Annotated in this window: 22 protein-coding genes and 1 riboswitch; of the genes, 4 read left to right on the top strand and 18 right to left on the bottom strand. The window is 43.2% G+C overall.

Annotated elements, in window-relative coordinates:
• Window position 1: 1 nt before the first annotated feature.
• The 7 genes from recJ to AVJ20_RS05575 all read right to left on the bottom strand — a co-directional run bounded on the left by recJ (window position 2) and on the right by AVJ20_RS05575 (window position 7,552).
• Entirely contained in the window at window positions 2-1,705 is a 1,704-nt protein-coding gene (gene recJ, locus AVJ20_RS05605) for a single-stranded-DNA-specific exonuclease RecJ (RefSeq protein ID WP_111884471.1), read from the bottom strand.
• On the bottom strand, window positions 1,706-2,362 hold the full coding sequence (gene pdxH, locus AVJ20_RS05600) for a pyridoxamine 5'-phosphate oxidase (RefSeq protein ID WP_111884470.1): 657 nt from the start codon (window positions 2,360-2,362) through the stop codon (window positions 1,706-1,708).
• 18 nt (window positions 2,363-2,380) lie between these two features.
• Window positions 2,381-3,712 carry a phosphoglucosamine mutase gene (gene glmM / locus AVJ20_RS05595; RefSeq protein WP_111884469.1) on the bottom strand — a complete coding sequence of 444 codons (1,332 nt, stop codon included), beginning with the start codon at window positions 3,710-3,712 and terminating at the stop codon, window positions 2,381-2,383.
• A 118-nt stretch (window positions 3,713-3,830) separates the two neighbouring features.
• On the bottom strand, window positions 3,831-5,297 hold the full coding sequence (gene guaB, locus AVJ20_RS05590; RefSeq protein WP_078190562.1) for an IMP dehydrogenase: 1,467 nt from the start codon (window positions 5,295-5,297) through the stop codon (window positions 3,831-3,833).
• A 220-nt stretch (window positions 5,298-5,517) separates the two neighbouring features.
• Entirely contained in the window at window positions 5,518-5,883 is a 366-nt protein-coding gene (locus AVJ20_RS05585) for a YkgJ family cysteine cluster protein (RefSeq protein WP_078193208.1), read from the bottom strand.
• 98 nt (window positions 5,884-5,981) lie between these two features.
• A complete protein-coding gene (locus tag AVJ20_RS05580; RefSeq protein ID WP_111884468.1) occupies window positions 5,982-6,779 on the bottom strand; it encodes an MBL fold metallo-hydrolase in 798 nt (265 codons plus the stop codon).
• Between the two features lie 194 nt (window positions 6,780-6,973).
• A complete protein-coding gene (locus AVJ20_RS05575; protein WP_078193209.1) occupies window positions 6,974-7,552 on the bottom strand; it encodes a TMEM165/GDT1 family protein in 579 nt (192 codons plus the stop codon).
• Window positions 7,553-7,626: 74 nt separating this feature from the next.
• Window positions 7,627-7,769: riboswitch (yybP-ykoY riboswitch) on the bottom strand.
• Window positions 7,770-7,827: 58 nt separating this feature from the next.
• Here AVJ20_RS05575 and AVJ20_RS05570 point away from each other — a divergent pair.
• Window positions 7,828-8,538, top strand: a complete 711-nt coding sequence (locus AVJ20_RS05570) for a methyltransferase type 11 (protein ID WP_162689737.1) — start codon at window positions 7,828-7,830, stop codon at window positions 8,536-8,538.
• 48 nt (window positions 8,539-8,586) lie between these two features.
• Here AVJ20_RS05570 and AVJ20_RS05565 read toward each other — a convergent pair whose 3' ends face one another.
• The 3 genes from AVJ20_RS05565 to AVJ20_RS05555 all read right to left on the bottom strand — a co-directional run bounded on the left by AVJ20_RS05565 (window position 8,587) and on the right by AVJ20_RS05555 (window position 14,257).
• Entirely contained in the window at window positions 8,587-10,578 is a 1,992-nt protein-coding gene (locus AVJ20_RS05565) for a 2-oxo acid dehydrogenase subunit E2 (protein ID WP_111884466.1), read from the bottom strand.
• Window positions 10,579-10,580: 2 nt separating this feature from the next.
• The gene (gene aceE / locus AVJ20_RS05560; RefSeq protein WP_078193212.1) at window positions 10,581-13,283 is read right to left on the bottom strand and encodes a pyruvate dehydrogenase (acetyl-transferring), homodimeric type; all 2,703 of its coding nucleotides are present in this window, start codon (window positions 13,281-13,283) and stop codon (window positions 10,581-10,583) included.
• 281 nt (window positions 13,284-13,564) lie between these two features.
• The gene (locus AVJ20_RS05555; protein WP_111884465.1) at window positions 13,565-14,257 is read right to left on the bottom strand and encodes a M23 family metallopeptidase; all 693 of its coding nucleotides are present in this window, start codon (window positions 14,255-14,257) and stop codon (window positions 13,565-13,567) included.
• Window positions 14,258-14,363: 106 nt separating this feature from the next.
• On the opposite strand from AVJ20_RS05555, the gene AVJ20_RS05550 reads away from it, so the two are divergent.
• Window positions 14,364-14,804 carry a DciA family protein gene (locus AVJ20_RS05550; protein WP_111884464.1) on the top strand — a complete coding sequence of 147 codons (441 nt, stop codon included), beginning with the start codon at window positions 14,364-14,366 and terminating at the stop codon, window positions 14,802-14,804.
• Window positions 14,805-14,901: 97 nt separating this feature from the next.
• Here the strand turns inward: AVJ20_RS05550 and lpxC are convergent, their stop codons facing one another.
• The 8 genes from lpxC to gshB all read right to left on the bottom strand — a co-directional run bounded on the left by lpxC (window position 14,902) and on the right by gshB (window position 24,267).
• Window positions 14,902-15,804, bottom strand: coding sequence for a UDP-3-O-acyl-N-acetylglucosamine deacetylase (gene lpxC / locus AVJ20_RS05545; protein WP_078193215.1), 903 nt, complete (start codon window positions 15,802-15,804; stop codon window positions 14,902-14,904).
• Window positions 15,805-15,929: 125 nt separating this feature from the next.
• Window positions 15,930-17,120 carry a cell division protein FtsZ gene (ftsZ, locus tag AVJ20_RS05540; RefSeq protein ID WP_111884463.1) on the bottom strand — a complete coding sequence of 397 codons (1,191 nt, stop codon included), beginning with the start codon at window positions 17,118-17,120 and terminating at the stop codon, window positions 15,930-15,932.
• Between the two features lie 159 nt (window positions 17,121-17,279).
• A complete protein-coding gene (gene ftsA / locus AVJ20_RS05535) occupies window positions 17,280-18,542 on the bottom strand; it encodes a cell division protein FtsA (RefSeq protein WP_111884462.1) in 1,263 nt (420 codons plus the stop codon).
• Window positions 18,543-18,610: 68 nt separating this feature from the next.
• On the bottom strand, window positions 18,611-19,465 hold the full coding sequence (locus AVJ20_RS05530; RefSeq protein WP_078193218.1) for a cell division protein FtsQ/DivIB: 855 nt from the start codon (window positions 19,463-19,465) through the stop codon (window positions 18,611-18,613).
• Window positions 19,466-19,468: 3 nt separating this feature from the next.
• Window positions 19,469-20,398 carry a D-alanine--D-alanine ligase gene (locus AVJ20_RS05525; protein ID WP_111884461.1) on the bottom strand — a complete coding sequence of 310 codons (930 nt, stop codon included), beginning with the start codon at window positions 20,396-20,398 and terminating at the stop codon, window positions 19,469-19,471.
• A 59-nt stretch (window positions 20,399-20,457) separates the two neighbouring features.
• Entirely contained in the window at window positions 20,458-21,906 is a 1,449-nt protein-coding gene (gene murC / locus AVJ20_RS05520; RefSeq protein WP_078190576.1) for a UDP-N-acetylmuramate--L-alanine ligase, read from the bottom strand.
• A gap of 14 nt (window positions 21,907-21,920) precedes the next feature.
• Entirely contained in the window at window positions 21,921-23,018 is a 1,098-nt protein-coding gene (gene murG / locus AVJ20_RS05515) for an undecaprenyldiphospho-muramoylpentapeptide beta-N-acetylglucosaminyltransferase (RefSeq protein ID WP_111884460.1), read from the bottom strand.
• Window positions 23,019-23,322: 304 nt separating this feature from the next.
• Complete coding sequence (gene gshB / locus AVJ20_RS05510) at window positions 23,323-24,267, bottom strand: glutathione synthase (RefSeq protein ID WP_111884459.1); 945 nt, start codon at window positions 24,265-24,267, stop codon at window positions 23,323-23,325.
• 326 nt (window positions 24,268-24,593) lie between these two features.
• Here gshB and AVJ20_RS05505 point away from each other — a divergent pair, with 326 nt between their 5' ends.
• Together AVJ20_RS05505 and AVJ20_RS05500 are read left to right on the top strand one after the other, a co-directional pair.
• Window positions 24,594-25,496, top strand: coding sequence for a GGDEF domain-containing protein (locus tag AVJ20_RS05505; protein WP_111884458.1), 903 nt, complete (start codon window positions 24,594-24,596; stop codon window positions 25,494-25,496).
• A gap of 125 nt (window positions 25,497-25,621) precedes the next feature.
• Window positions 25,622-25,818 (top strand): DUF3565 domain-containing protein (locus AVJ20_RS05500; RefSeq protein WP_111884457.1); only part of this gene is annotated, 197 nt, incomplete at its 3' end.

Here is a 25,818-nt window from a genome sequence, read left to right as displayed (position 1 = left end):
TTTATTGAGCCAAGTGTAGAACTCTCAATTGAACACTGACATTTCCTCTAAATTCATTTTTATCGAGTTCGTAGACCAAGCGGATTTTATCTTGCATAGGATTAAATTCATATTTTTCTGCCGCATTAAATGCAATTGCGTCCACCATTAAGCCATTATCTAAAGCAAGTTTTAATTTCAGATGCACATCTTTCAACCAACGATAATCTAAAACTTTAAATAGGCCTTCATAGACCGGTGCAGGGAATTTTTGTCCCCATGGACTTAAATTTTGCAAAAGATCGACGGTTTCGACATTAATGGCCGAATCGGGCAATTCGCCATCTGTCCAAATAGTGGCCTGAAATAAATTTTCATCTTGCGCAGCGATGAGTGCTTCAAAAGCGGTTTTAAATTCAGAAAAATGCTGCTTTTGAATGGTTAGTCCTGCCGCAGCAGCATGCCCGCCAAAATGACTCACCAAATGCGGATGTAATTCAGCAATACGCTCAATACTGTCTCGAATATGAATACCTTCGATCGAACGCGCAGAGCCTTTAATATGTACGCCATCCTCATCTGCGGCAAAGACGATTGCAGGTCTATGGAATTGTTCTTTTAAACGCCCTGCAACAATCCCAATCACCCCTTGATGCCAATGCTGTTCAAACATGATCAAGGCTGCAGGTAAGTTATCCTGATCAAGCTGAATATGTTCTAACTCAGCCAGAGCTTCCTGTTTAATCTGCCCTTCGACTTGGCGTCTTTCAATATTGAGTTGATTCAACTGCTGCGCAATCGGATAAGCCGTACTTAAATCTGCCGCAATCAGACACTCAATCCCAATATCCATAGTCTCCATACGCCCAGCTGCATTGAGTCGTGGGCCGACCACAAAGCCCAAGTCCTGTGCTTTTAACTGTGCAGGATCACGACCGGCAATATCCAATAATGCACTGATTCCTGGACGACATAATCCTTGCTGTATCCGCTTCAAACCAGCATCGATCAAAATCCGATTATTCAGATCTAGACTTGCAACATCAGCATAAGTACCTAAGGCCACCAAATCCAAATATTGGCTGAGGTTGGCTGTGGATTTAGCATTTTTTTTGCGCATACTGGCCAAATTTGCCAACACATAAAATGCAACACCTACGCCAGCCAAGGCTTTACTTGGAAATTCACATCCCAATTGATTGGGATTTACCACCGCTTCTGCTTGTGGTGTTTCCTTTGTGGTCAGGTGATGGTCGGTAATGATCACCTGCATACCATGCGCCTGTGCCTGTGCTACACCAGCATGGCTCGAAATACCATTATCGACCGTAATCAGCAAATCTGGAGTAAAGCTCACGAAGGCCAAATCAGCAATGGCAGGTGTCAGACCATAACCATATTTGAAACGATCTGGAACCAGATATTCAACATCCGCACCCATATCACGTAGTGCCAAGACCATCAATGCAGTACTGGTCGCACCGTCGGCATCATAATCACCAACAATGACGATTTTCTTTTGAGTATCAATTGCTTGATCGATTATTTCAATCGCTTGCTCTAAACCCTTTAAGTTTGGCGCATGTAAGTGCTTAAGCTTCAATTCCAGCTCTTGTGCGGAAGAAACCCCGCGACGTGCCAATAAATCAGCAATAAACGGGGCAACGCCCTGAATATCTTCAGGGCGCGTCAAATAGGGTCTTTGTTGAATTAAAAGTTTAGACATTTATGGCATCAGTCGCTGTAAAACCCATTGACCATCCTGTAGTTTATAACTCAAGCGGTCATGTAAACGATTCGGACGGCCTTGCCAAAATTCATAATAATCCGGAACTAAACGATAGCCACCCCAAAACTCAGGTTTCGCCAATACCTCTTTGCTTTCCACTTGATCATGCAAATTTTGGAATCGCTGTTGTAATTCTTCACGGCTGGCAATAACACCACTTTGTGGAGTGCTAATGTGCGCTGCGATTTGGCTATCACGCGGTCGTTTATGGTAATAATCTGTCGATTCTTCGAGAGATATCTTTTCCACACGACCACTGACCCGAATTTGACGTTCCTGCTCTTGCCAATAAAACAATAACTCTGCATAAGGATTATTGAGCAGATCGTTACCTTTTTGACTGTCATAGTTGGTGTAGAAGTCATAACCTGCATGGGTCGCACCGCGCAACAAGACCGTCCGCACGTGCGGACGGCCTTGGGCATTTGCCGTAGCCAAAGACATAGCATAGGGTTCATGCAATTGTGCTGCTAAGGCATGGTTAAACCATAATAAAAACTGCTCATGTGGATCACGGTTCACCTGATCTTCATGCAACTCACCTTTTTGATAAGTTAAACGCAGTTCACTTAAGTCCTTAATCACATCATTCATGCAATTTCCCCTCTTGATTTAAGCTGCATTGGCACGAACAGCATCAGCCAAATGATTTGCCAATGCGGTGACTTCTTCAAGGTCATTACCTTCAACCATGACACGAATGACCGGCTCTGTGCCTGATTTACGAATCAAGATGCGACCACGCCCTTTAAGCTGAGCTTCAGCTTTTTCAAACTCGCTCACCAGTGCAGGTACGGCGTAGGGATCAAACATCGCAGCCAAGCGAACATTCACCAAGACATTTGGTAATAACTCAAACCCTTCCACCAATTCATGCAAAGCTTTACCTTGCTCAACCATCACCGTTAACACCTGAAGTGAAGCAATGATCGCATCACCTGTGGTGCTCTTGTCCAAAGTCAAGATATGACCTGATGGTTCACCGCCCGTTACCCAGCCCTTTTCTTCTAGGCCTTGTAGAACATAGCGGTCACCAACTTTGGCACGAAGCAACGGCACTTTGGCTTGATCTAAAGCAATTTCAAGCGCCATATTGCTCATTACGGTACCCACGATACCCGCAGGTTTTTGACTCGCTTGAGTGGCTAAAATATAAAGAATATGGTCACCAGTAATTTGCTGACCGTTTTTATCGACCATAATCACGCGGTCGGCATCACCATCAAAAGCGATCCCTAAATCTGCCTGATGTTCAACCACTGCTTTTTGTAAAAACTCAGGATGCGTCGAACCACAGTCTTTATTGATGTTTAAACCATCTGGTTCGTTAAACAGCGCAATCACTTTTGCACCCAGTTCACGATACACCGAAGGGCCGACGCTATAGGCTGCACCATTGGCACAGTCCACCACAATTTTTAAGCCTGTCAGGTCAAAATGGTACGGGAAGGTTGATTTACAAAACTCGATATAACGACCATTGGCATCTTTTACACGCACACTTTTACCTAAGTTTGCAGGGTCTTCGATCACCAAGTCATTTTCAAGTTCTTTGTTAATAGCTTCTTGAATTTCATCCGGCAATTTTTTACCTTCGCTCGAGAAGAACTTAATACCATTGTCAAAATACGGATTATGCGACGCCGAGATCACGATGCCTAAGCTGGCATGTAATGCACGGGTTAAATGGGCAATTGCGGGTGTAGGTAATGGACCCAACAAATGAACATAAACACCTGCTGCGTTTAAACCAGCTTGTAATGCTGACTCTAAAATATAGCCCGATAATCGGGTATCTTTACCTAGTACAACGATGGGCTTTGCTTTTTTACTGTATTGTTTTAATACTTTACCTGCGGCAAATCCTAGTTTTAATGCAAATTCAGGGGTAATAGGCAATTCACCGAATTTGCCACGAATGCCATCTGTACCAAAATAACTCATGTTGTACTCACTTCTTAATGGTGATCTTAATCATCACTTTTTACTGCAAATACTTTACACCAAAAACAAAAAGGCCGTCATATTAATGACGGCCTTTTCGGCTAAAAGCTACTAAATATCAACCAACACGGTAGTTTGGTGCTTCTTTAGTAATAGTCACGTCATGTACGTGAGATTCAGACATACCTGCCGCAGTAATTTTGACAAACTGTGCATTTTTACGTAAGTCATCGATCACCGCAGAACCGGTATAACCCATAGATGAACGTAAACCACCCATCATTTGATGAACGATGTTACCCATTGGACCTTTGTACGGTACGCGACCTTCAATACCTTCTGGTACAAGTTTTTCAGCGCCTGCTTTTGAGTCTTGGAAATAACGGTCAGCAGAACCTGTAGCACCTGCCATCGCACCCAATGAACCCATACCACGATACGCTTTGTAGTAACGACCTTGGAAGAATTCAACTTCGCCCGGTGCTTCTTCAGTACCCGCCATCAATGAACCTACCATGATGGTACTCGCACCGGCACCAATCGCTTTTGCCATATCACCAGAGAAACGGATACCACCGTCTGCAATCAATGGAATTTGATCTTTTAGTGCATTGGCAACGCTGTCAATCGCAGAGATTTGCGGCATACCAATACCAGCAACGATACGTGTAGTACAGATTGAACCTGGGCCAATACCCACTTTCACTGCATCTGCACCAGCATCTAATAATGCAAGAGCTGCATCACCAGTCGCGATGTTACCGCCAATCACTTGAACTTGTGGATAGTTGGCTTTTACCCAACGTACACGTTCAATTACACCTGCAGAGTGACCATGTGCTGTATCAACAACAATCGCATCAACACCTGCTTCCACCAATGCTTCTACACGGCTTGGTGTTTCTGCACCTGTACCTACTGCAGCGCCAACGCGTAAACGACCTAAGTCATCTTTGCAGCTGTTTGGATAGTTTTCAGCTTTACGGAAATCAGTAACCGTGATTAAACCTTTCAGTTCGTTGTTGTCATTTACAACAAGGACTTTTTCAATACGGTGTTTTTGAAGTAATGCTTGGATATTTTCTTTTGATTCGTTTTCACGAACAGTCACCAAACGATCATGGCCTGTCATGATGTTACTAACAGGTTGCTCAAGATTGGTTTCAAAACGAGTGTCACGACCAGTAACAATACCCACCACTTGACCGTCTTTCACCACTGGTACACCGCTGATGTTATTTGCTTGAGTTAAAGCAATCAGCTCACGTACAGTAGTTTCTGGTGTAACGGTAATTGGGTCTTTCACCATACCTGCTTCAAATTTTTTCACGCGGCGAACTTCTGCAGCCTGTGCAGCAATATCCATGTTTTTATGCAGGATACCGATACCACCGTTTTGCGCCATTGCAATCGCCATACGTGATTCAGTCACAGTATCCATTGCAGCAGAAACAAGTGGAATATTCAAATTGATGCCACGTGTGAAACGTGTCTTAAGAGAGACATCTTTTGGGAGAACAGTAGAATAGGCAGGGAGTAATAAGACATCATCAAAGGTTAGGGCTTCTTGAACGATGGTCAACATAACAGTCTCGCTGGTAATTTCCGTGAGCCATTATATACAAATTTCCGTTCAATTTTCATTTTAATTGCGGCAATTCTTTACGGAGTTTTCAATATTAACCATCGAATATGCTGTTTTCAGCAAGAATACTCTGGGGGTTGGTCAGCATCCAGTGCAATACAGGCAGAATCCGAAGATTCTACCTCTTAGATTTCAATAAATTTATTCTGGAAATAAAGCCTTAACTGACTTGATCGAAATCTTCGTCATTTTCAGCGTCATGCAGTGGAATACTGATCAATGGAATCATTTGATGCGCGATGCGTGCTTTATTACATTGCTCATCGGCGATTTGAACTTCTTTACAAGATGAACTACGTGCCTCATACATGTTACAACTCACCTGTTTGCCTACTTCTCCACCCAAAGCAATACAACGTGGATTTGCCTGATTCGTACCCACCATACATGAATACACCGATGTCACAGGTTCCGTATAATGTTCAGGCATATTTAGCCCTTCTGCCCAATAAAAAGAAACGCGATAGTGAGCACAACATGCTCCACAGGTTAAACATGCATCCTGAGTCGGTATTTGAGACAACATTTTTATCTATTCTCGTCATCTAAAAGCTTATTTTATGGACGAAAAATATTAAAAAATGTTATCTGCAAACTCAATTATTTTTTGAAATTTTCAAGTCATTATACTGGGCAAGTAAAAACTGTCTCATCCATTAAATCGACACCACATTGTAAGGTTTCGATCCAATCTAAGAATTGGTTGATCTGTTCTTTACCAATAAATGGCGTCCCGTGCTGCGGTACGATCATTTCCACATCCATCGTCCGTACCATGTTGACCCACAGACGGATCACTTTGTTCGAACACATATAGCGCTGATGGAAGCCTTTCATTTTAGGAATATGAGCGGCAAAATTTTCTAAAGGTTTAGAGGCGTCGTCCACCATAGATGCGCCCATATCCCCTGAGAATAAAATTTTGGCAATCGGGTCATAAAATTGGAAGTTACCAACCGAATGTAGGAAATGTGCAGGAACAGCCACCAAATGACTGTTACCTAATGCAATCACCTGCCCATGATCTGGCAGTTCGATCAGACGATCCAACCAGTTGCCTTTCATGCGGTCACTCATAAATGCAGAGTTTAAATGTGGTAAGAAACGCGCCCACAGTTTAGATGCCACCACTTTGGCGTCGGTATAAACCAACCAACGTGGCATCGAGGTAATAATGTCTGGGTCCTGATGCGAGGCCATCACATAGTCAAGATTAGTCAAACGGGTATATTTATTCAGTTCCATAGTCAGTGGGACATAGGTCAAGTCACCACCCGGATCGAGCACCGCTGCGCGCTCATTATCCAAAATCAGGAACTGGTTCGCCTGTACGCCCTCGCCTTTTACCAAACTGGTAAAGCTAATACATTTATGCTTTCCATCATCATAAAGTACCTGTGATGTTGTGCGTTCGAAAGCCATTCCCATTCCCCAAATTTTTTATCAAAAAATATATATTCTATAGGTGAATAACATATATTTATTTAGGGAAACTTACAATAAATATTCAGTCAATATTATCTGAAATATCAGTGAATTGGGTCTCATTTATTGGCAAATAATCCTGAGTTTTTAACTCAGGATTTCATGTATTTTTAATATGGTGAGATTAGTATTTAAAATAAATAGTGTTGTGCCAACGCAGCCAAACCAATCACCAAGAATACTAGGGCGCCAATTTTATGAATCAGTGAAATCGGTAGTTTTTCAGCTAGTTTGTTGCCAATAAATACCGCAGGCGCATTAACCAACATGATGCCTAATGTCGTCCCCAAAGTCACCCAGCCAATACTGTCAAAGCGTGCTGCCAGTGCAACTGTAGCAATTTGGGTTTTATCCCCAATTTCAGCCAAGAAGAACAACACGAAAGTGGCACCAAAAACCCCATATTTTTGCCATTTATTGATACTTTCAGATTCATCATCCAATTGATCGGGGATCAACATCCACACCGCCATAGCAATAAAGCCCAGAGAAACGATCCACAATAAAACGATTGGGCTTAAAACGGTGGTAATCCATTGACCCAGCACAGCAGAAACCCCGTGGTTCACCACAGTCGCTAGGAAAATTGCAATTAAGATCGGAACGGGTTTACGAAAACGTGCAGCAAGCAGTAAGGCAAGTAATTGTGTTTTATCGCCCATTTCTGACAGGGCAACAACAGCAAGGGAAATGAAGAAAGCGGTTAACATGGTGCATTTCTCTGGCTAGCAATAACATATACCGATGACTTATCCCTCCTGCTAGCCAATGTGCAGAGTGATAAATCAAAGGTCTTGCCAACAAAAGAAAGCTACGAAGAGCTCATTTGGTTCTTTGCTATGATGACCATGCTCGTTTTAGAGCAAATATGTTGACCATCACCTTTTTACTTTGCGTAAAAAGCGGCTACTCCCCAATGAAGTAATGCTATTCTAGCGAGGAATGCATGTTTTCGCAATTTTAATTTTCGATGACTCAATTTGATATGCAAAACAATAATCAAAAATTTCAAGAATTTATTCAACACTATATGCATGTGCAGGATGTATTAATCATTGCAGGTGGTCCATCTCAGCTCAATTTCGACTTAACCACCATTCACCCTTCAAAAAAGCTGCTAATCATTTGCTGTAATCAAAGTTTTCTTCAACTTCCTCTGGCTCAAATTGCCCATCATTCAGATTATGCATGGTGGTTACACTATCAACCCATGCTCAAAGCCTGCTTTCAAGGTGACATCATTAGCGGATGTGGTTTAGGTCACAACCGGCCATATCCTGAACATGAAGTGATTAACCTTAAAACCGTGCGTATCGATACGCAAGCGGAGTTATTTCATTCACCGTACTTTGTGTATGGTAATAATTGCGGCCTTCAAGCCTATTCACTCGCACATCTCTTTCAACCGCAGCGTATTTGGCTGATGGGCTATGACTTCCAGCACCAACAGGGCCAAACACATGCGTATCAACATCAACATGTGCAAGAACTGGGGCATTATGAAAAGTTTTGGGGTTTATTTTTAAAAGACTTCCAACGCTTTGAACATTTACGACATAAGCTTTGGTCGACGGCGCACCCACATCGTACGCTTCCACTCACCTATAACCTCAACGCAAACTCGGCATTAAAGCTCTACCCTTCACCCATTGAACTTCCGGATTGGCTTTGTCAGTCCACCACCACGACGCCATAAAAAAACCCTGCCAAAGCAGGGTTCATTTTGAAACTTAAACAGGTCATATTAGATCAATAAAGTTCGGATATCTTTGAGCAGCTTCGTCAGTTTATTGGCAAAACGTGCAGCATCCGCTCCATTAATTACACGGTGATCGTATGACAATGACAGCGGCAGCATCAAACGTGGATCAAAGCTTTCACCATTCCATACTGGCTGCATGGTTGCAGGTGAAATACCCAAAATCGCCACCTGTGGCCAGTTGACCAACGGTGTAAATGCCGTGCCACCAATTGAACCCAGACTGGTAATGGTAAAGTTCGCACCTTGTAAATCTTTCGGCGACAATTTTTTGTCACGTGCTTTTTGACTCAGCTCACCCAACTCAATTGCAATCTGCTTAATGGATTTTTGATCTGGATTACGCAGTACAGGTACGGTCAAACCATCAGGCGTGGCAACGGCAATCCCCATATGGATTTCATTACGTAACAATACTGACTTGCCATCATCAGACAAATGACCTGCAAATTCACGCTCTTCTTTCAACAAATAAGCCACTGCTTTGATGATGAAAGCCATAATGGTTAAGCCAATACCTTCTTTCTTAAAGTTAGCTTTTAAATCATTACGCCAAGCTTCAAGATCGGTAATATCCGCAGCATCGAATTGTGTCACTTGCGGGATAAAGTTGTTTAAAGACAATTGCGGGATCGACACTTGTTGTAAACGTGTCAAAACTTTCTCTTCGACACCACCAAAAGCATCAAAACTTGGCAACTTCGGCAAACCTGAAACCTGTGCCACAGCTTGCGCTGCTGGTGCAGCTTGCGGAGTGGTCAAACGGGTTTTTACATAAGCGAATAAATCTTCTTTCATTAAACGCTCATGCGGACCAGATGCTTTGACTTCTGCTAAAACCACACCCAATTCACGTGCAAGCTTACGAACGGCCGGACCTGCATACACTTTGGCATTGGCAGCATTTTGCTCTTTGGTGAGCTTATCTGCGCCTTGTGGTTGCGGTGCTGCTGCTTCAACTTTGCTTTCAGCTTTAGGTGCAACTGTCGCAGGCTGTGCTACAGCTGGTGCAGGTTTCGCTGCTGGCGCTGGTGCAGGTGCTGCAACAGCTTGACCTTCGGCTTCAATCGTCACTAAAGCGACGCCTTCAGAGACACTTTGCCCTAACTGAACATGAATCGCGGTGATTTTACCAGCGGTAGAGCTTGGCACTTCTACCGTTGCTTTGTCTGATTCCACCACGATGATGCTTTGGTCTTTTTCAACCACATCACCCACAGCGACTAAAATTTCAGCCACTGCTGCTTTATCAACACCTAAGTCAGGCACTGCAATTTCAACAGGTCCAGACGCTGCAGCCGTAGACGGCGCTGGTGTTGCTTCTGCAACAACAGGTGCAGCAACAGGCTGTGCAGTTTCTTGCACAGCAGCCGATTTAACCGCAGCAGATGAAGCCGCCGTTTTCACCGTTAAAATCACTACACCTTCTTTCACTACATCGCCAGCACTGATCGTGATCGATTCGACACGGCCTGATACAGTACTTGGGACTTCGACTGTCGCTTTGTCTGATTCCACCACGATAATACTTTGATCAACATCAATCTCATCACCAACAGAGACCAAAATTTCACTTACCGTAGCTTTTTCTACGCCAATATCAGGGACTTGCACATCGACACTTTGCGACTGAGGAGCATTGGCTGCAACAGGTGCTGCTGCAGCTTGTTCTGCTTCCACAACCGGAGTTGGTTCTGCTGCTTGGTCTTCAGTTGCATTTTGTACTGGCTCAGCGGTAGCAGTACTTTGACCTTCTGCTTCCAACTCGATCAGCACAGCACCTTCAGCAACACTGTCACCTAGATTAACTGCAATGCTTTTCACCACGCCTGCCGAAGTGCTTGGCACTTCAACAGAGGCTTTGTCAGACTCTAACAACACAATGCTGTCATCAACGCTAATGGTGTCGCCGACTTTCACTAAAATCTCAGCGACCGTTGCTTTATCTACACCAATATCAGGAGTCGTAATTCGCATGATTAGTTCTCCTCTTTGTAGTCAGCCACAGCATGCAGTTCCGGCGTTTCCTGCGGAGCCCATGCCACTGGACGGTCAGTATCTAGTTCAAAGCTTGAGATGGCATCTTTGACTAAACGCGCATCAACTTCGCCTTCATCCGCGAGTTTTTTCAATGTTGCTACCACAATATGTGCGGCATCAACACCAAAATAGCTACGTAAGTTGCCACGTGTATCTGAACGACCATAACCATCTGTGCCTAATGCAACGAACGGACGATTGTCTGGAAGATAAGCACGGATTTGTTCGCTATAAGCACGCATGTGATCGGTTGCCGATACCACAATACCGTCTTTTTCACGAAGTAATTGAGAGATCCAAGCTTCTTTCGTATCTTCAGCCAATGGATGTAGGCGGTTGTATTCTTCACACGCCATACCATCACGAGCTAATTCGTTAAAGCTAGTGACGCTCCACACATTTGAATGAATTTGATATTCATCACGAAGGATTTTCGCTGCTTTAATCACTTCACGCAGAATCACACCTGAACCCATCAACTGAACCGTTGCTTTCTCATCTTCTTCGAAGAGATACATACCACGTTTAATGCCTTCTTCAGCACCTTCAGGAATAGCAGGGTGTTCGTAGTTTTCATTCATTACTGTTAAGTAATAGAACACGCGCTCTTGGTTCACGTACATGCGTTTTAAACCATCATGTACGATTACTGCCAACTCATAACCAAAACATGGGTCATAAGAAATACAGTTTGGAATCGTATTTGCCAAGATATGTGAATGACCATCTTGGTGCTGTAAACCTTCACCGTTCAGTGTTGTACGACCCGCAGTTGCACCGAGCAAGAAACCTTGCGCCTGCGCATCACCTGCCGCCCATGCAATATCGCCAATACGCTGGAAACCGAACATCGAGTAGTACATATACATCGGAATCATTGGCAAGTTATTGGTTGAATAACTTGTTCCTAACGCAGCCCAAGCACTCATCGCACCCGCTTCGTTAATCCCTTCTTGTAGCATGTGACCATCTTTGGCTTCACGGTAATGCATCAACTGTTCTTGGTCTTCAGGGGTATATTTTTGACCATGCGCAGCATAGATCCCCAACTGACGGAACATACCTTCCAAACCGAAAGTACGCGCTTCATCTGGCACGATTGGTACGACACGGTCTTTAATGGCTTTTTCTTTCAATAATGATGAAATCAAACGTACCATCAACATGGTCGTCGATTGCTCTTTACCACCACTGCCTTTCAGTACCGCATCAAACACAGACAATTCAGGAATCGCCAGTTGTTCACTTTCTTTACGACGTGCAGGTAAATAACCACCCAATGCCTCACGACGCGCCTTCATGTATTTCAATTCAGGCGAGTTTTCGCTCGGACGATAGAATGGCACTTCTTCAAGCTGTTCATCGGTAAATGGCAAGTTGAAACGGTTACGCACGTATTTCAACGACTCAAGCTGCATTTTCTTGATTTGATGAGTCTTGTTGACTGCTTCAATCTCTTCCGACAAACCATAACCTTTGACCGTTTTTGCCAAGATAACTGTTGGCTGACCCGTTTCCTTCATCGCTTCGGCATAAGCCGCATACACTTTGAATGGGTCATGACCACCACGGTTCAGGTTATCAATATCTTCATCGCTTAAGTTGCGCACCAACTCTTCAGCTTCAGGATACTTACCAAAGAAATGTGCACGCGTATACGCACCGCCTTTCACTTGATAGCGTTGGAAGTCACCATCAACCGCTTCTTCCATCACCGCTTTTAAGGCACCTGAATCATCTTTTGCCAGTAGCGGATCCCAATGACGACCCCATACCACTTTAATTACCCGCCAGCCTGCACCACGGAACAATGATTCAAGTTCTTGAATAATTTTACCGTTACCACGAACTGGGCCATCTAGACGCTGTAAGTTACAGTTCACGACCCAAATTAGGTTGTCGAGCTTTTCACGACCTGCAAGTGAAATGGCACCTGTACTTTCAGGCTCATCCATTTCACCATCACCGAGGTAAGCCCAAACTTTACGGTTTTCTTCTTTGATCAGGCCACGATTCATCAAGTACTTTTGGATGTGTGCTTGATAGATCGACATGATTGGACCTAGACCCATCGATACGGTTGGGAACTGCCAATAATCTGGCATCAAATATGGATGTGGGTATGACGGCAAACCTTTACCGCCAACTTCACGACGGAAATTATTTAAGTGCTCTTCAGTCAAACGACCTTCTAAGAACGAACGTGCATAGATACCCGGTGCACAGTGACCTTGATAATAGATCATGTCACCGCCAAAGCTGTCGCTATTGGCACGGAAGAAGTGGTTAAAGCCCACGTCATATAAAGTTGCAGATGATGCAAAACTTGCCAAGTGACCACCTAAGTCATCACCTGTTTTATTGGCACGCAGTACCATCGCTAAGGCATTCCAGCGGATCAACGCACGAATACGGCGCTCCATATCCGAATCACCTGGCATAGGTGGCTGTTCTTCAACTGAAATGGTATTTAAGTAAGGAGTATTTAGTCGCTGAATGGGAACGTGCTTAGCAATCGCTTGTTGATAGAGTTTTTCAAGCAAAAATGCAGCGCGGTCAGTTCCCATGTGCTGTAAAACTGAATCAAATGCGTCCTGCCATTCTTGGGTTTCTTGCGCATCTGTATCGCCATAAAACGCCATACTTCACCTATCCTATGTGCTAAATATATGGCTCTATTAGTACCATATTTTGGCTAGGCTCAGTTATCGCCACAAATGAATACGAAATAGCTCTGTTATTTATTTACTAAATACTCATTGATTAACAATTACACAAATTTACATTTTTGGGTCAATTTTCGCCATTTTTCATACAGACAATATTTTTTAAAATGATAATTTTATAGTTATTAGCGATAAATAAAAAAGCCATTGTCTGTAGAGGTTCAGACAATGGCTTCGTATATAGATGTTATATGTGCTTATGGTAACATCGCTAAATACGTTGATGGATTTTTACGTTGACCATCTTTCACTACTTCGTAATGTAAATGTGGGCCAGTACAACGACCAGTACAACCAACGTTAGCAATATGCTCACCCGCAGCAACACGGTCGCCTACACGTGCAATTAAGCGTGATGCATGTGCATAACGTGTCAGGTAACCATTACCATGGTTAATTTCAACATATTGACCATAACCTGTGCCCCAACCTGACTTTGTTACAATGCCTGGACCCGTTGCATAAATAGGTGTGCCACTAGCCGCAGAAAGATCTAAACCTGAATGATTTTCTGCACGGCCACCCATGGTACGACCACCATAGTTTGAACTTACACGCTTCATGTCTGGAAGTGGGTGGGCAATTAACCATGAATATGGATTATTTGAACTTGCTGAATAGTTTTTAGAGGAATTGCTTGAACCGTATTTTTTTGCGATTGTCGCATTGTTGAGTTCAATTGATTTTTCACGAATTTTAACATTCAACTTTGTTTCTGCTGGAATATCAATATCATTGCTTTCAGAGTAAGCACCTTGAGACAAAGTGCGAGTTAACTGTTCAATACGATCTGATGAATCTGCTTGATTTAATTCAACTAAATCTGCAAAAGCGACTGAAGCGGCCGAAGCAGCCAATGAAAACGCCAATAAAATACGTCGTAAATGCATAAAAAACCTCTATAAACTGTTCTCTTTTGTTCCTTGTGTGATTTCGTCCTTGATATCAGCCAAAAGGAGCGCATAAGATTAAGACATAAACATGTAGGAAATATGTATGTCAGAACCTGTCAACGTCTTTCAACCAACAAGAAAACACATAAAAACAGGAAACTTTTCGTTTCTCTCAACGCAAGTTGCTGCATGGCAGAAGCTTACGAAAATTGTCCAACCGCTATTACCCCAACCGGATCAATGGCAAGTCGTTTGTTATATAAACGGTGTACTTATATTAACTGGTGAAAATCAGGCACTGATAAGTCAGTTGGCCTATTTACAAAAGCAATATATTGCACAGTTATCACAAATATACGAATTCAAGGATTTACACAAGATTCAAGTTCGTCTGAGAACTCCGTCTCCAACGCCCCATTCCCCTGAAAAAATTTCAAGAACCCTCAGTACAGAAACTCAGGATTTACTCCGTAATGCTGCTGACTTTGTGAGCGACCCTAAGCTTAGCCAAGCAATGCTGCGTTTGGCAAGCAATAAAAAGTAACCACCGAGTTGTAACAGACAAATTTGAATATTCAGATTGTGACAGACTTAACACTTACAAATGATACAATATAACATCACTATTATAAGACAATGACTTATGTCACATTCACATAACTAATTGGGCAATCTTTAATGTCATCAAATGTTACAATTTCATAGCTGTCTGGATCACTTTTGACATTGCGTAATAACTGATTATTTAATGCATGACCTGACTTATAGGCATCATATTTCGCAATAATTTGATGACCGAGCAAGTATAAATCACCCACAGCATCTAATATTTTGTGACGAACAAACTCATCCGAGAAGCGTAAGCCCTCTTCATTGACCACACCATTGTCATCTACACCAATGGCATTTTCGAGACTCGCCCCTAAAGCCAAATTATTAGCTTTGAGGTAATCTAAATCTTTCATAAAGCCAAAAGTCCGCGCTTCACTAACTTCATAGACAAATGTTTCGGTTGAAAAGTCGATTGTTGCCGACTGAAATTCTTTCTTAAATGCAGGATGGTCAAAATCAATCGTAAAATTTAATTGGAAACCGTCATGGGGTTGGAAGGCAGCACGTTTATCATCGATCAGTGCTTCGACAGGTTTGCGTATTTTTATGAATTTTTTAGGTGCATTTTGTTCTTGTAGTTCACCTTGCATAAGCAAATAAATGAACGGGCCGGCACTCCCATCCATAATGGGCACTTCAGACGCCGACACTTCCACGATCAGGTTATCAATCCCTAAACCAGCAATCGCACTCATAATGTGCTCAATTGTGCCCACCTTGGCATTTTCTTGTACTAAGTTAGAACACATGAATGCTTCTTGAATCAGCATAGCATCGGCTGGAATATCAATCGGTGGATTTAAGTCGATACGACGAAACACAATCCCCCCATCGGCATGATGTGGTACAAAGTTTATCATCACTTTTTGCCCACTATGCAGTCCGATGCCACTCGCTTTCACGATGCGTTTCAGGGTACGTTGTTTCAACATGTGTCTTCTATCATCAGTTCACAAAACCGCTATACGTTAGCATATTTAGCCATTGATAAAAAACAAAAAGGTAGCTGATCAGCTACCTTTTGTAATCAATAGACATTTAAGTCATTGAATTTATGTTATTTACGTTGCTGATTTTTCAAATAGTCTTGAATACTCATTGGCGTAGGGCGTGAATTGGATGCTGACGCCGCTGCTGCAGCTGGAGCTGCTGCTTCATTGTGCTGACGTTGAATCGCTGGCACATCATCTTCATCTACAGGTACTTGTGCAGAAGCGACTGTACGCGTTGCTTGTGAGACAGGGCGTTTCACTGGCTCAGCAGAATCGGCAGAATTACGAGTTAAACCCGTTGCGATCACCGTTACGCTAATTTCATCACGTGCATCTGGATCAAATACCGTACCGTAGAACACTTGACCTTCATCAAGATCCACAATTTGGTTCACCACATCAGTGATTTCTTCAATTTCACCGAAGGTTACGTCATCGCCACCTGTAACGTTAATCAAAATGCCTTTTGCATTCATGATGGTCACGTTATCTAACAATGGGCTACGGATCGCTTGTTCAGCAGCTTGACGCGCACGGTTTTCACCACGACCAGAACCTGCACCCATCATTGCATAACCACGTGTACTCATGGCAGTTTTCAAATCGGCGAAGTCAAGGTTGATATGACCCGGACGCACGACAAGATCAAAGATACTACGTACCGCATTTAACAATACATCGTCTGCCTTTTTATAAGCATCTTTCATTGAAATATCGCGGAATACTTTAAGTAGACGTTGGTTCGGAATAATAATCAGAGAATCAACATGTTGCTCAAGTGCTTCAATACCTTTCTCAGCAGATTGCTGACGACGTTTACCTTCAAAGTTAAACGGAGTCGTCACCACACCTACAGTTAAGATACCCATTTCTTTGGCAATTTCAGCAACAACTGGCGCAGCACCGGTACCTGTACCACCACCCATACCTGCAGTCACGAACACCATGTCCGTACCTTCAAGGTGTTGGCGAATCAACTCACGGCTTTCTTCAGCAGCAGTTTGACCCACTTGTGGATTTGCACCTGCACCCAAACCACGCGTACTTTGCTCGCCGAGTTGGATTTTAAATTGTGCATTCATGCGGTCGAGTGCTTGTTTGTCTGTATTGGCACAAACAAATTTTACACCTTCGATATCTGATTCCAACATATGTTGCACAGCGTTGCCGCCAGCACCACCTACACCGAATACTGTGAAACGGGCTTGACCGTTGCTGTCGCTTTGATCATCTTCTAAAAATTCAAATGAGGCCATGCCTAAAAAATTCCTAATCCATAATTGGCAGACACTTCAGCCCGTATACTGCCTTGATCTTAATAAAAATTGTTTTTTAGAATGCTGTCCAAGTTCCAGCTTGTCAAGTACAAGCAATAATCCGTACAACTTCCCAACAATATTCCCAAATATTTCAACTTAAAAGATCGACTTCAAGGTGTCATTGAAGCCCGACCATGCACGTTTTACCCGATTCAATACTGAAAGTTTTTCCGTATCTTCTGGCTCAACGATCGTATCTTGTGTTTCACTTTGACTGAAAATTAACAGACCTGCGGCAGTCGCGTATTGTGAACGACGTAAAGCGGCTTGCTGTTGATCATCAGCATACACTTGCATAGGTGGGTTACCTAAATGTGCAGAAACACCTAACATCCGACGCGCAAATGTCACCATCCCTTCAATTTGGCAGGCATCACCTGTGAGTACAACACCATGGTATAACCCATGAATCGCACCATGATCGACCAACTCATTACGCACTTGATTAAAGATTTCTTCATAGCGCGCAATAATGATTTCGGTCAGTTCAATACGGCTAATGGTTTGTGGACCATCAATACCTTGGAACTGAATCATACTTTCAGGTTTAACAACTTTCAGATCAACACAACCATACAACAGCTTAATGCGTTCAGCTTCTTCTGTTGTGGTTTGCAATACAGCAGCAATATCACGTGTTACATGCTCACCGCCACGTTGCAAGGTGTGTGTCATCGCCAAGCGACCATCTAAATACACCGCAATGTTGGTCGTACCAGCACCAATATCAACCAAGCACACACCATATTCTTTTTCATCTTTAAGCAAACTGGCTTCAGCTGTTGCTAATGATGAAATGACCATGCGTTCAACACCAATATTGGCACCTTTTAATGCGCGATCCAAATTCTGCATGGTGCTGATGGGCAACATCATCAAATGATAATGTCCTGTCATACTCCGTGCTGACATGCGAATCGGGTTTAACACCCATTCAGGTTCATCATCTAGTTCAAAACCTAAAGGTACAGCACTCACCAAATAATGGTCAGACGTTAAATGACTGGCTTTGGCCAGTTCTAATGCACGCACCACTTCATTGGTGGTAATCGCATGGTCATTATTTTCAATTGGAGTGCGACCAGAGGCATAAAAACTTTTTAGTTCAGCACTTGGAATGGAAATCCACGCAGAATGTACACGACATTCCGCCATATCTTCCGCTTCCTGCACTGCATTTTTAATTGCGGTAACAACTTTATCGAGACTGACAATTTTCCCTTTATTCATGCCGCGGTTACGAGCGGTCGCCATCCCTACCACTTGGATATTGTCTGGCGCGTGTACCTTACCAATCAAAACTGAAACTTTGTGTGTCCCAATGTCAATCGCAACAACCGAGGGAACAGCTTCATTCATTATTTACTACTACCATTCACATGTTTGTTTAATTTATGGCTTAAAGCCTCTACTTATAAAGCCGATCATTATGGCTTTACAGGCGCTGCATTCGCAATGCCTATGTCATCACTGGTTACAACAAACTGACCATTTACCGACTTTGCTGGCACAGAGTTTTTCCATTGAATCGCTAAACCATTTCGGTAGCGCAAATCGATGGCAGAAATTCGTGGCCAAACAGGTTTTAAGTCACTGTGTGCGAGATAACTTAAACGCTGCAACTTACTCATGGTCTGATCCTGATCGACAATTACGCGTAAGCCTGAATCAAACTGCATAAACCAAGTCATTCGTTCGGTTAAATATAATTCTTTTAAACGAATACCAACAGGTATAAATAGTTGATTAATTTCATTATAGCGACGCATCATCATTTTGGACTGACTCGTCGGCCCATGCAATAACGGTAAATTCTGATGATTGGTCGGGGTTAATTCGGCAAATACATCACCACTGTCGCTTAACAATCGCCCAGTTCCCCAACGTGCAATCGCTTGACGCGGCATCACCCGTACACGAATTGCATTTGGCCAAGCACGCGATACCACCACGCGATCGACCCAAGAGATTTCTAAAGTACGGTCACGAATGACACGTAAATCAGAGGTAAAATAGTTTTCAGTCATCATCGGTGAAACGTATGATATGACTTGTTGTTTTTCTTGGGCGCTCCGCACACCCACCACATCAAGTTCAGCCACACGTGCATCCGTCATGACTTTATATAGCCCCCAAATCCCAGCAATCAAGACCACACATGCAATAAACAACAACAGCCATCCACCCACATTGGTAAGCTTTTCCTTACGTGTCGGTGGTTTGTCATGTATCGATGTCGTTGCTGCACGTTTACGGCGCATTGACGCAGGAAGTTGAGCCATAATTTAGTGTGCCGCACCTGTTAGGGTTTGTTCCAAAATTGCAACACAAAGATCATCAAAACTATAGCCTATAGCATTAGCAGCTTTAGGCACTAGAGAATGACTGGTCATACCCGGCACGGTATTTACCTCAAGTAACCAGAAGTTTCCTTCTGCATCTTGCATCGCGTCAATACGGCCCCAACCACTCGCACCTACCGCTTGGAAAGCGCGTAAAGATAAAGCTTGTAGACGCTTTTCTTCATCTTCAGTCAAGCCACATGGAATACCATATTGCACATCGTTACGGTTATATTTCGCTTCATAATCGTAAAAAGCCACATCTGCAGGCGGTTCTAAACGAATCACCGGTAAAGCCTGACCATTTAAAATCACAATGGTAAATTCACGTCCGGTAATCCATTTTTCAGCCATCACGACTGCATCATGCTGGGTCGCTTTTGCAATTGCTGTTGCAAAGTCTTCAATTTTTTCAACTTTGCTCATACCAATGCTTGAGCCTTCATGCACGGGCTTGATGATAAATGGCAAACCAATTGAATCTACAATTTCTTGTAAATCTGAGTCTTTGCTGACAATACGATAAGGTGCTGTCGGTAGTTCTGAACCTTGCCAAACTTGTTTAGTTTTGACTTTATCCATACCAATCGCCGAGCCTTGAACGCCCGTTCCAGTGTACGGAATGTTTAACCATTCCAAAGTACCCTGAATTTGACCATCTTCACCACCACGGCCATGAAGTACGATAAATGCACGGTCATAAGCCACCAACTCAGTCACACTGCGTTGCTGCGGATCGAATGCTTCGGCATTTACACCCGAACGCACCAATGCTTCAAGTACAGCTTTACCACTATCGAGAGAAACCTCACGTTCGGCAGATTTCCCACCTAATAACACGGCAACTTTGCCGAATTTTGAAGCATTTGACACGTTTATATCCTTAAACTTTTATCTACGGTCTAAACAAACTTTGGATCACCCAGCGGTGATCATTTTACATAGAGATTGTTTTGAGCAAGTTCGATTGAGATTGCTCCAACATTACCTGCGCCCTGTGTTAATAACAAGTCATTTGCTTGTAACACTTTTTTCATTACTGCTTGTAAGTTGCCTTCTACTGGATCGATGAGAATCGGCTCAACTTCACCACGTAGACGAATGCTTCGAGCCAACGCACGACTATCCGCACCTACAATTGGTTTTTCACCTGCAGGATAAACTTCTAATAACAACAGTTGATCGACTTGAGACAAGACATCGACGAAGTCATCAAAACAGTCACGCGTACGACTAAAACGATGTGGCTGGAACATCATCACCAAACGACGATCTGGATGACTTGCCCGTGCTGCTTTAATGGTCGCTTCCACTTCTTTTGGATGGTGACCATAGTCATCGACCAATTTCACCAAGCCATCTTCAACTTCAAATTCGCCTTGTACTTGGAAACGACGACCTACGCCACTGAAGCTTTCTAAGGCACGCGCAATCGCAGCATCAGAAACACCTTCATCCGTTGCAATACCAATCGCTGCCAAGGCATTTAAGATATTATGAAGACCCGGCAAGTTAATGGTTAAACGTAACGGCTCACGGTCTTTACGCAAAACGGTAAAGTGTGATTGCATGCCTTCTTGAGCCACATCAACAGCACGAATGTCATTGTCTTCATTGAAACCATAAGTCACGACAGGACGACCAATACGCGGCATAATTTCACGGATGTTGGCATCATCACCACACATCACGGCTAAACCGTAAAATGGAAGACGCTGTAAGAATTGTACGAAGGTATCTTTCAATACATCAAAGCTACCGCCATAGGTATCCATATGGTCAGCATCGATATTGGTGACAATCGTTGCCATCGGCTGTAAATGCAGGAAAGATGCATCTGATTCATCCGCTTCGGCCACGATATAACGACTTGCACCCAATGCAGCATTCACACCAGTACGATTTAACAAACCACCAATGACATAAGTTGGGTCCAGATTTTCTTCTGCCAACATGCATGTCACAAGACTGGTTGTCGTGGTTTTACCATGCGTCCCCGCAACGGCAATACCATGACGGTAACGCATTAATTCACCCAACATTTCTGCACGACGCACGACAGGTGTACGGGTTTCAATCGCCGCTTTCACTTCCGGGTTTTCAGAATCAATAGCTGTTGATACCACGATTACATTGGCGCCTTGAATATTTTCAGCAGCATGACCAATGAAAACTTGAATGCCGTTTTCTTCAAGCTGAGCCGTGGTTTTCGACGCTTTAATATCTGAACCTGAAACTTTATAGCCTTGGTTTTTCAATACTTCGGCAATACCGCACATGCCCGCGCCACCAATTCCAATAAAATGGATGTGTTTAATACGGCGCATTTCTGGCACTTTAATGAGCTTTTTCGCTTGATCGGCAGGCGTTGATGGAGACATAGATTACTCGAATTTTACAAATCTTGAATTAAACCAACCACGTGCTGTGTCGCATCGGGTTGTGCCTGTTGTCGAGCCTTAACCGCCATTTCCATAAGTCGTTGGCGATTCATCAGCGGCTTCAACAACGCTGTTAAACTTTCTGCGGTCATGTCCGCTTGTGGGCAAATTTTTGCAGCATTGATATTGGCCAAGAACCCTGCATTTGCAGTTTGATGGTCATCCACTGCACTTGGCAGAGGAACAAAGACGGCTGCTACACCCGCTGTCGCAATTTCAGTGACGGTTAGTGCACCAGCACGGCAGATAATCAAATCCGCTGCAGAATAGGCTGCTGCCATATCTTCAATAAACGGCTGAACGTCAACTTGCATATGTTCAGGTGCATTTGCATAACGAGCCAATGTGCTTTCAGCATTATTTTGACCACACTGATGATATACACTGAGGGGCTGTTCTAATTGCTGCAAAGCAGCCGGCACACATTCATTTAAGGCACGTGCGCCCAGTGAGCCACCTACAATTAAAACCCGTAATGGCAAACCAGCTTTTTCACGCTCTTGGTAACGCCATGACGGATTTAAAATTTCTGTAATTTCTTTACGTACAGGATTACCTGTGGTCACGATTTTATCTTGTGCAGGAAAGGTATTTGGAAATGCCTGACACACCGTTTTCGCCACACGCGATAATTGCGTATTGGTAAAACCTGCCACCGCATTTTGTTCATGGATAATAACCGGAATACCCAATGCACGAGCAGCCAAACCACCCGGTCCAGCCACATACCCCCCAAAACCTGCAACAGCATCGACTTTGAGTTGTTTCATATAACGCATGGCACTCAAAGTGGCTTTGAGAATTTTAAACGGTGCCATCAGCTTACGCACGACTCCATTGCCGCGTACGCCCTGGATATCGATTTGATAAATTGGAATATTATGATTTTTAAGCAGGCGATTTTCCATGCCTGTTGGCGTTGCGAGCCAAGAAACTTCACAGCCTTGTTGTTGCAACTCTTTGGCAACAGCGAGCGCTGGAAAGACGTGACCACCGGTTCCGGCAGCCATCATCATGACATGTTTCGGCTTTACTTGCGTTACTTCGGTCACTGTCTAATTCTTCAATTCTAAAAAGAGGCTAATGATATTCGATTTTAAACAAACAATTGTAATCACAAACGCATGACCGTGAAAGGTAATTTACTTTTTTTCAACAGGCGTATGATTGTTTTTTTCTACTATTTTAAAAGTTTAAACTAGTTTTATTATTAATCTATGAGAATTGAAAAAAAATCAGACAATTTTTCACTTTAATTGCATTCACTTACATTTTTTTTGCTTTTTAAGCTCCCCTCCCCTGAGGGCAGGACAAAAAAAAGAGCCCGTGGAGGACTCTTTTAAATCTAGTGCAAAATTAAGCTTTTAAACCTGCCTCAAGGACATCGAATAAATCATCGGCAATCGAGGTGCCAAATTGCGCATCAATTTCACGTACGCAGGTTGGACTGGTGACATTAATTTCAGTCACGTAATTACCAATCACATCCAGACCGACAAACACTAACCCTTTTTCACGAAGGAATGGCCCAACTTTGGCTGCAATGGCTTTATCATTTTCGGTCAATGGACGCGCCTCGCCCAAACCACCTGCCGCCAAGTTGCCACGCACTTCGCCATTTTGCGGAATACGCGCCAAACAATACGGCACGGGCTCGCCATTGATCATCAAGATGCGCTTGTCGCCATCCACAATTTCAGGGATGTATCTCTGCGCCATAATCGGCTGTGTGCCGTTATTGGTCAGGATTTCAATGGTTGAACCAATGTTTACGCCATCTTGGTATAAACGGAAAATGCCCATACCGCCCATGCCATCTAATGGTTTCACGATCACATCGCCATGTTCTTGTAAAAATTCACGAATCAGACTTTGCTGTGAAGTCACCAAGGTCGGTACTTGAAGTTCAGGGAATTGCGTCGCGAACAATTTTTCATTGCAGTCACGTAGGCTTTGTGGCTTGTTAATAATCCATGCGCCTTCGCGTTCAGCCTGTTCCAAAATATAGGTGGTGTAGACAAAGTTCATATCAAACGGCGGATCTTTACGCATCAAAACCACGTCATAAGCAGCAATTGATTCTTTTTGTTTTTCGCCGAGTTCGTAATAGTGGTTGTAGTTTTCAAAAACTTTTAGCGGTGAAATCAAACCAAAGGCTTTGCCTTGATCGATATATAAATCTTGCTGTAATGCATAGCCTAGCTCATGTCCACGACGTGCTGCTGCCCATAACATCGCCATTGAGGTATCTTTTTTTAGGTTTACATTTTCGATGGGATCCATCACAACAAGTACACGCATTATTCAGTGCTCTGTTCATTATCAATTTATGAACGAGTATAGCCGAGATTTTTCTTTTGTTTATTCTGATTTTGCATGTGTATGTATGGATTCGTGTGATGCAGGCGATAATTCAAAACATTTCTATCATCTGCCTTATCTCTATAACGGAAATAAGCCGTGAAAGCATTATGGTGTTAGGCCTGCGTAAATAGATGCCAAACAATTGAGACAGATATTCATCACACCTACATCTCACTCATCACTATTTTTGGTGAAAAAACACGTGCTTTTTATTTTTTTAGCTATTGTGTTAATTATTGTAAATAAAGAAATAGAATTAATTAATGATTAACATTGGGCAGATGGCTATCATTCTTGATGCTTTGCCAGACCCTGCTTTTGTCATATCGCGTAGTGGAAAATACGTTGCGGTTTTTGGTGGGCGCGATAATCGCTATTACCACGATGGTTCCGGTCTTGTTGGTACCTATATTTCAGATGTGATCAAGCCAGATAAAGCCAACTTGTTTATGCAACTGATCGACCAAGCTCTAGCGTCAGGAAATCTACTCATCGAAGAGTATGAACTGAGCAATAGGGATGTAAAAGGTCTGCCCGATTATGGTCCTGAAGAGCCCATTTGGTTTGAGGTGCGCATCCAAGCCCTTAGTTTTTCAGTAGATGAAGAAGACGTTGTACTTTGGGTCGCAAGTAATATTTCAACGCGTCACAACTTGGAAATCAAGCTGAAGGAACTCAGCCATACGGATCAGTTAACCGGTCTTTTCAACCGAAGAAAATTAGAGCATGACTTAGCATTACATTATGAGTCATACCTACGGCATTCCATACAGACCTCGATCTTGATGTTCGATCTTGATAACCTCAAAAAAATCAACGACAGTAAAGGTCATCATGTTGGTGATGAGGCAATCCGAGCAGTCGCAGATATTCTTCGTTTAACGCTGCGTAAGACCGATTGCGCCTGCCGCTTAGGTGGAGATGAGTTTGTGGTCGCCTTGCCCAACACGGGCTGCGAGCAGGCCATCCAGTTTGCCAAACGGATTCATGAACATTCCAGAAAAGAATTAAGTCGGTTTTCAATAGATAACGCGCATGTCACCGTGAGCATAGGAGTGACAACCATCATGCCTGAAGATTGCACCTACGAAGATACAATTCAACGTGCTGATCTAGCGCTGTATAAAGCTAAACATGGCGGGAAAAATAGAATTGTCGCGGCCTAAGCGTGCGCCAGAAATAAACCAAATTTCACAGTCTATTTTGCAATTCGATATTCAAGCCGTTGTGATTGCTCAACATGAACTCTTTTCCCTTTTCAGCATCATTTTAATTTAGATAGGTGTTTAATATGCAGCAAGCCATTGTTGATTTTGCCTTGGATGATGAAAATCATTGGTATGCCATTTTAGCTTGTGGTCATACACAGCATGTCCGCCATGATCCTCCATGGCAAAACCGTCCTTGGGTTATCACTGAGCAAGGACGGAAAGAAAAGTTAGGGGTAATGTTGGAATGTAAGAAGTGTGATGAAGAGATGTTATTCCA

It is taken from the genome of Acinetobacter sp. CFCC 11171 (genome assembly GCF_003268405.1).
In the GTDB taxonomy this organism is placed as follows: domain Bacteria; phylum Pseudomonadota; class Gammaproteobacteria; order Pseudomonadales; family Moraxellaceae; genus Acinetobacter; species Acinetobacter amyesii.
Note: the sequence above shows the minus strand (reverse complement) of the source record. Positions and strands in the feature narration are given on the sequence as shown.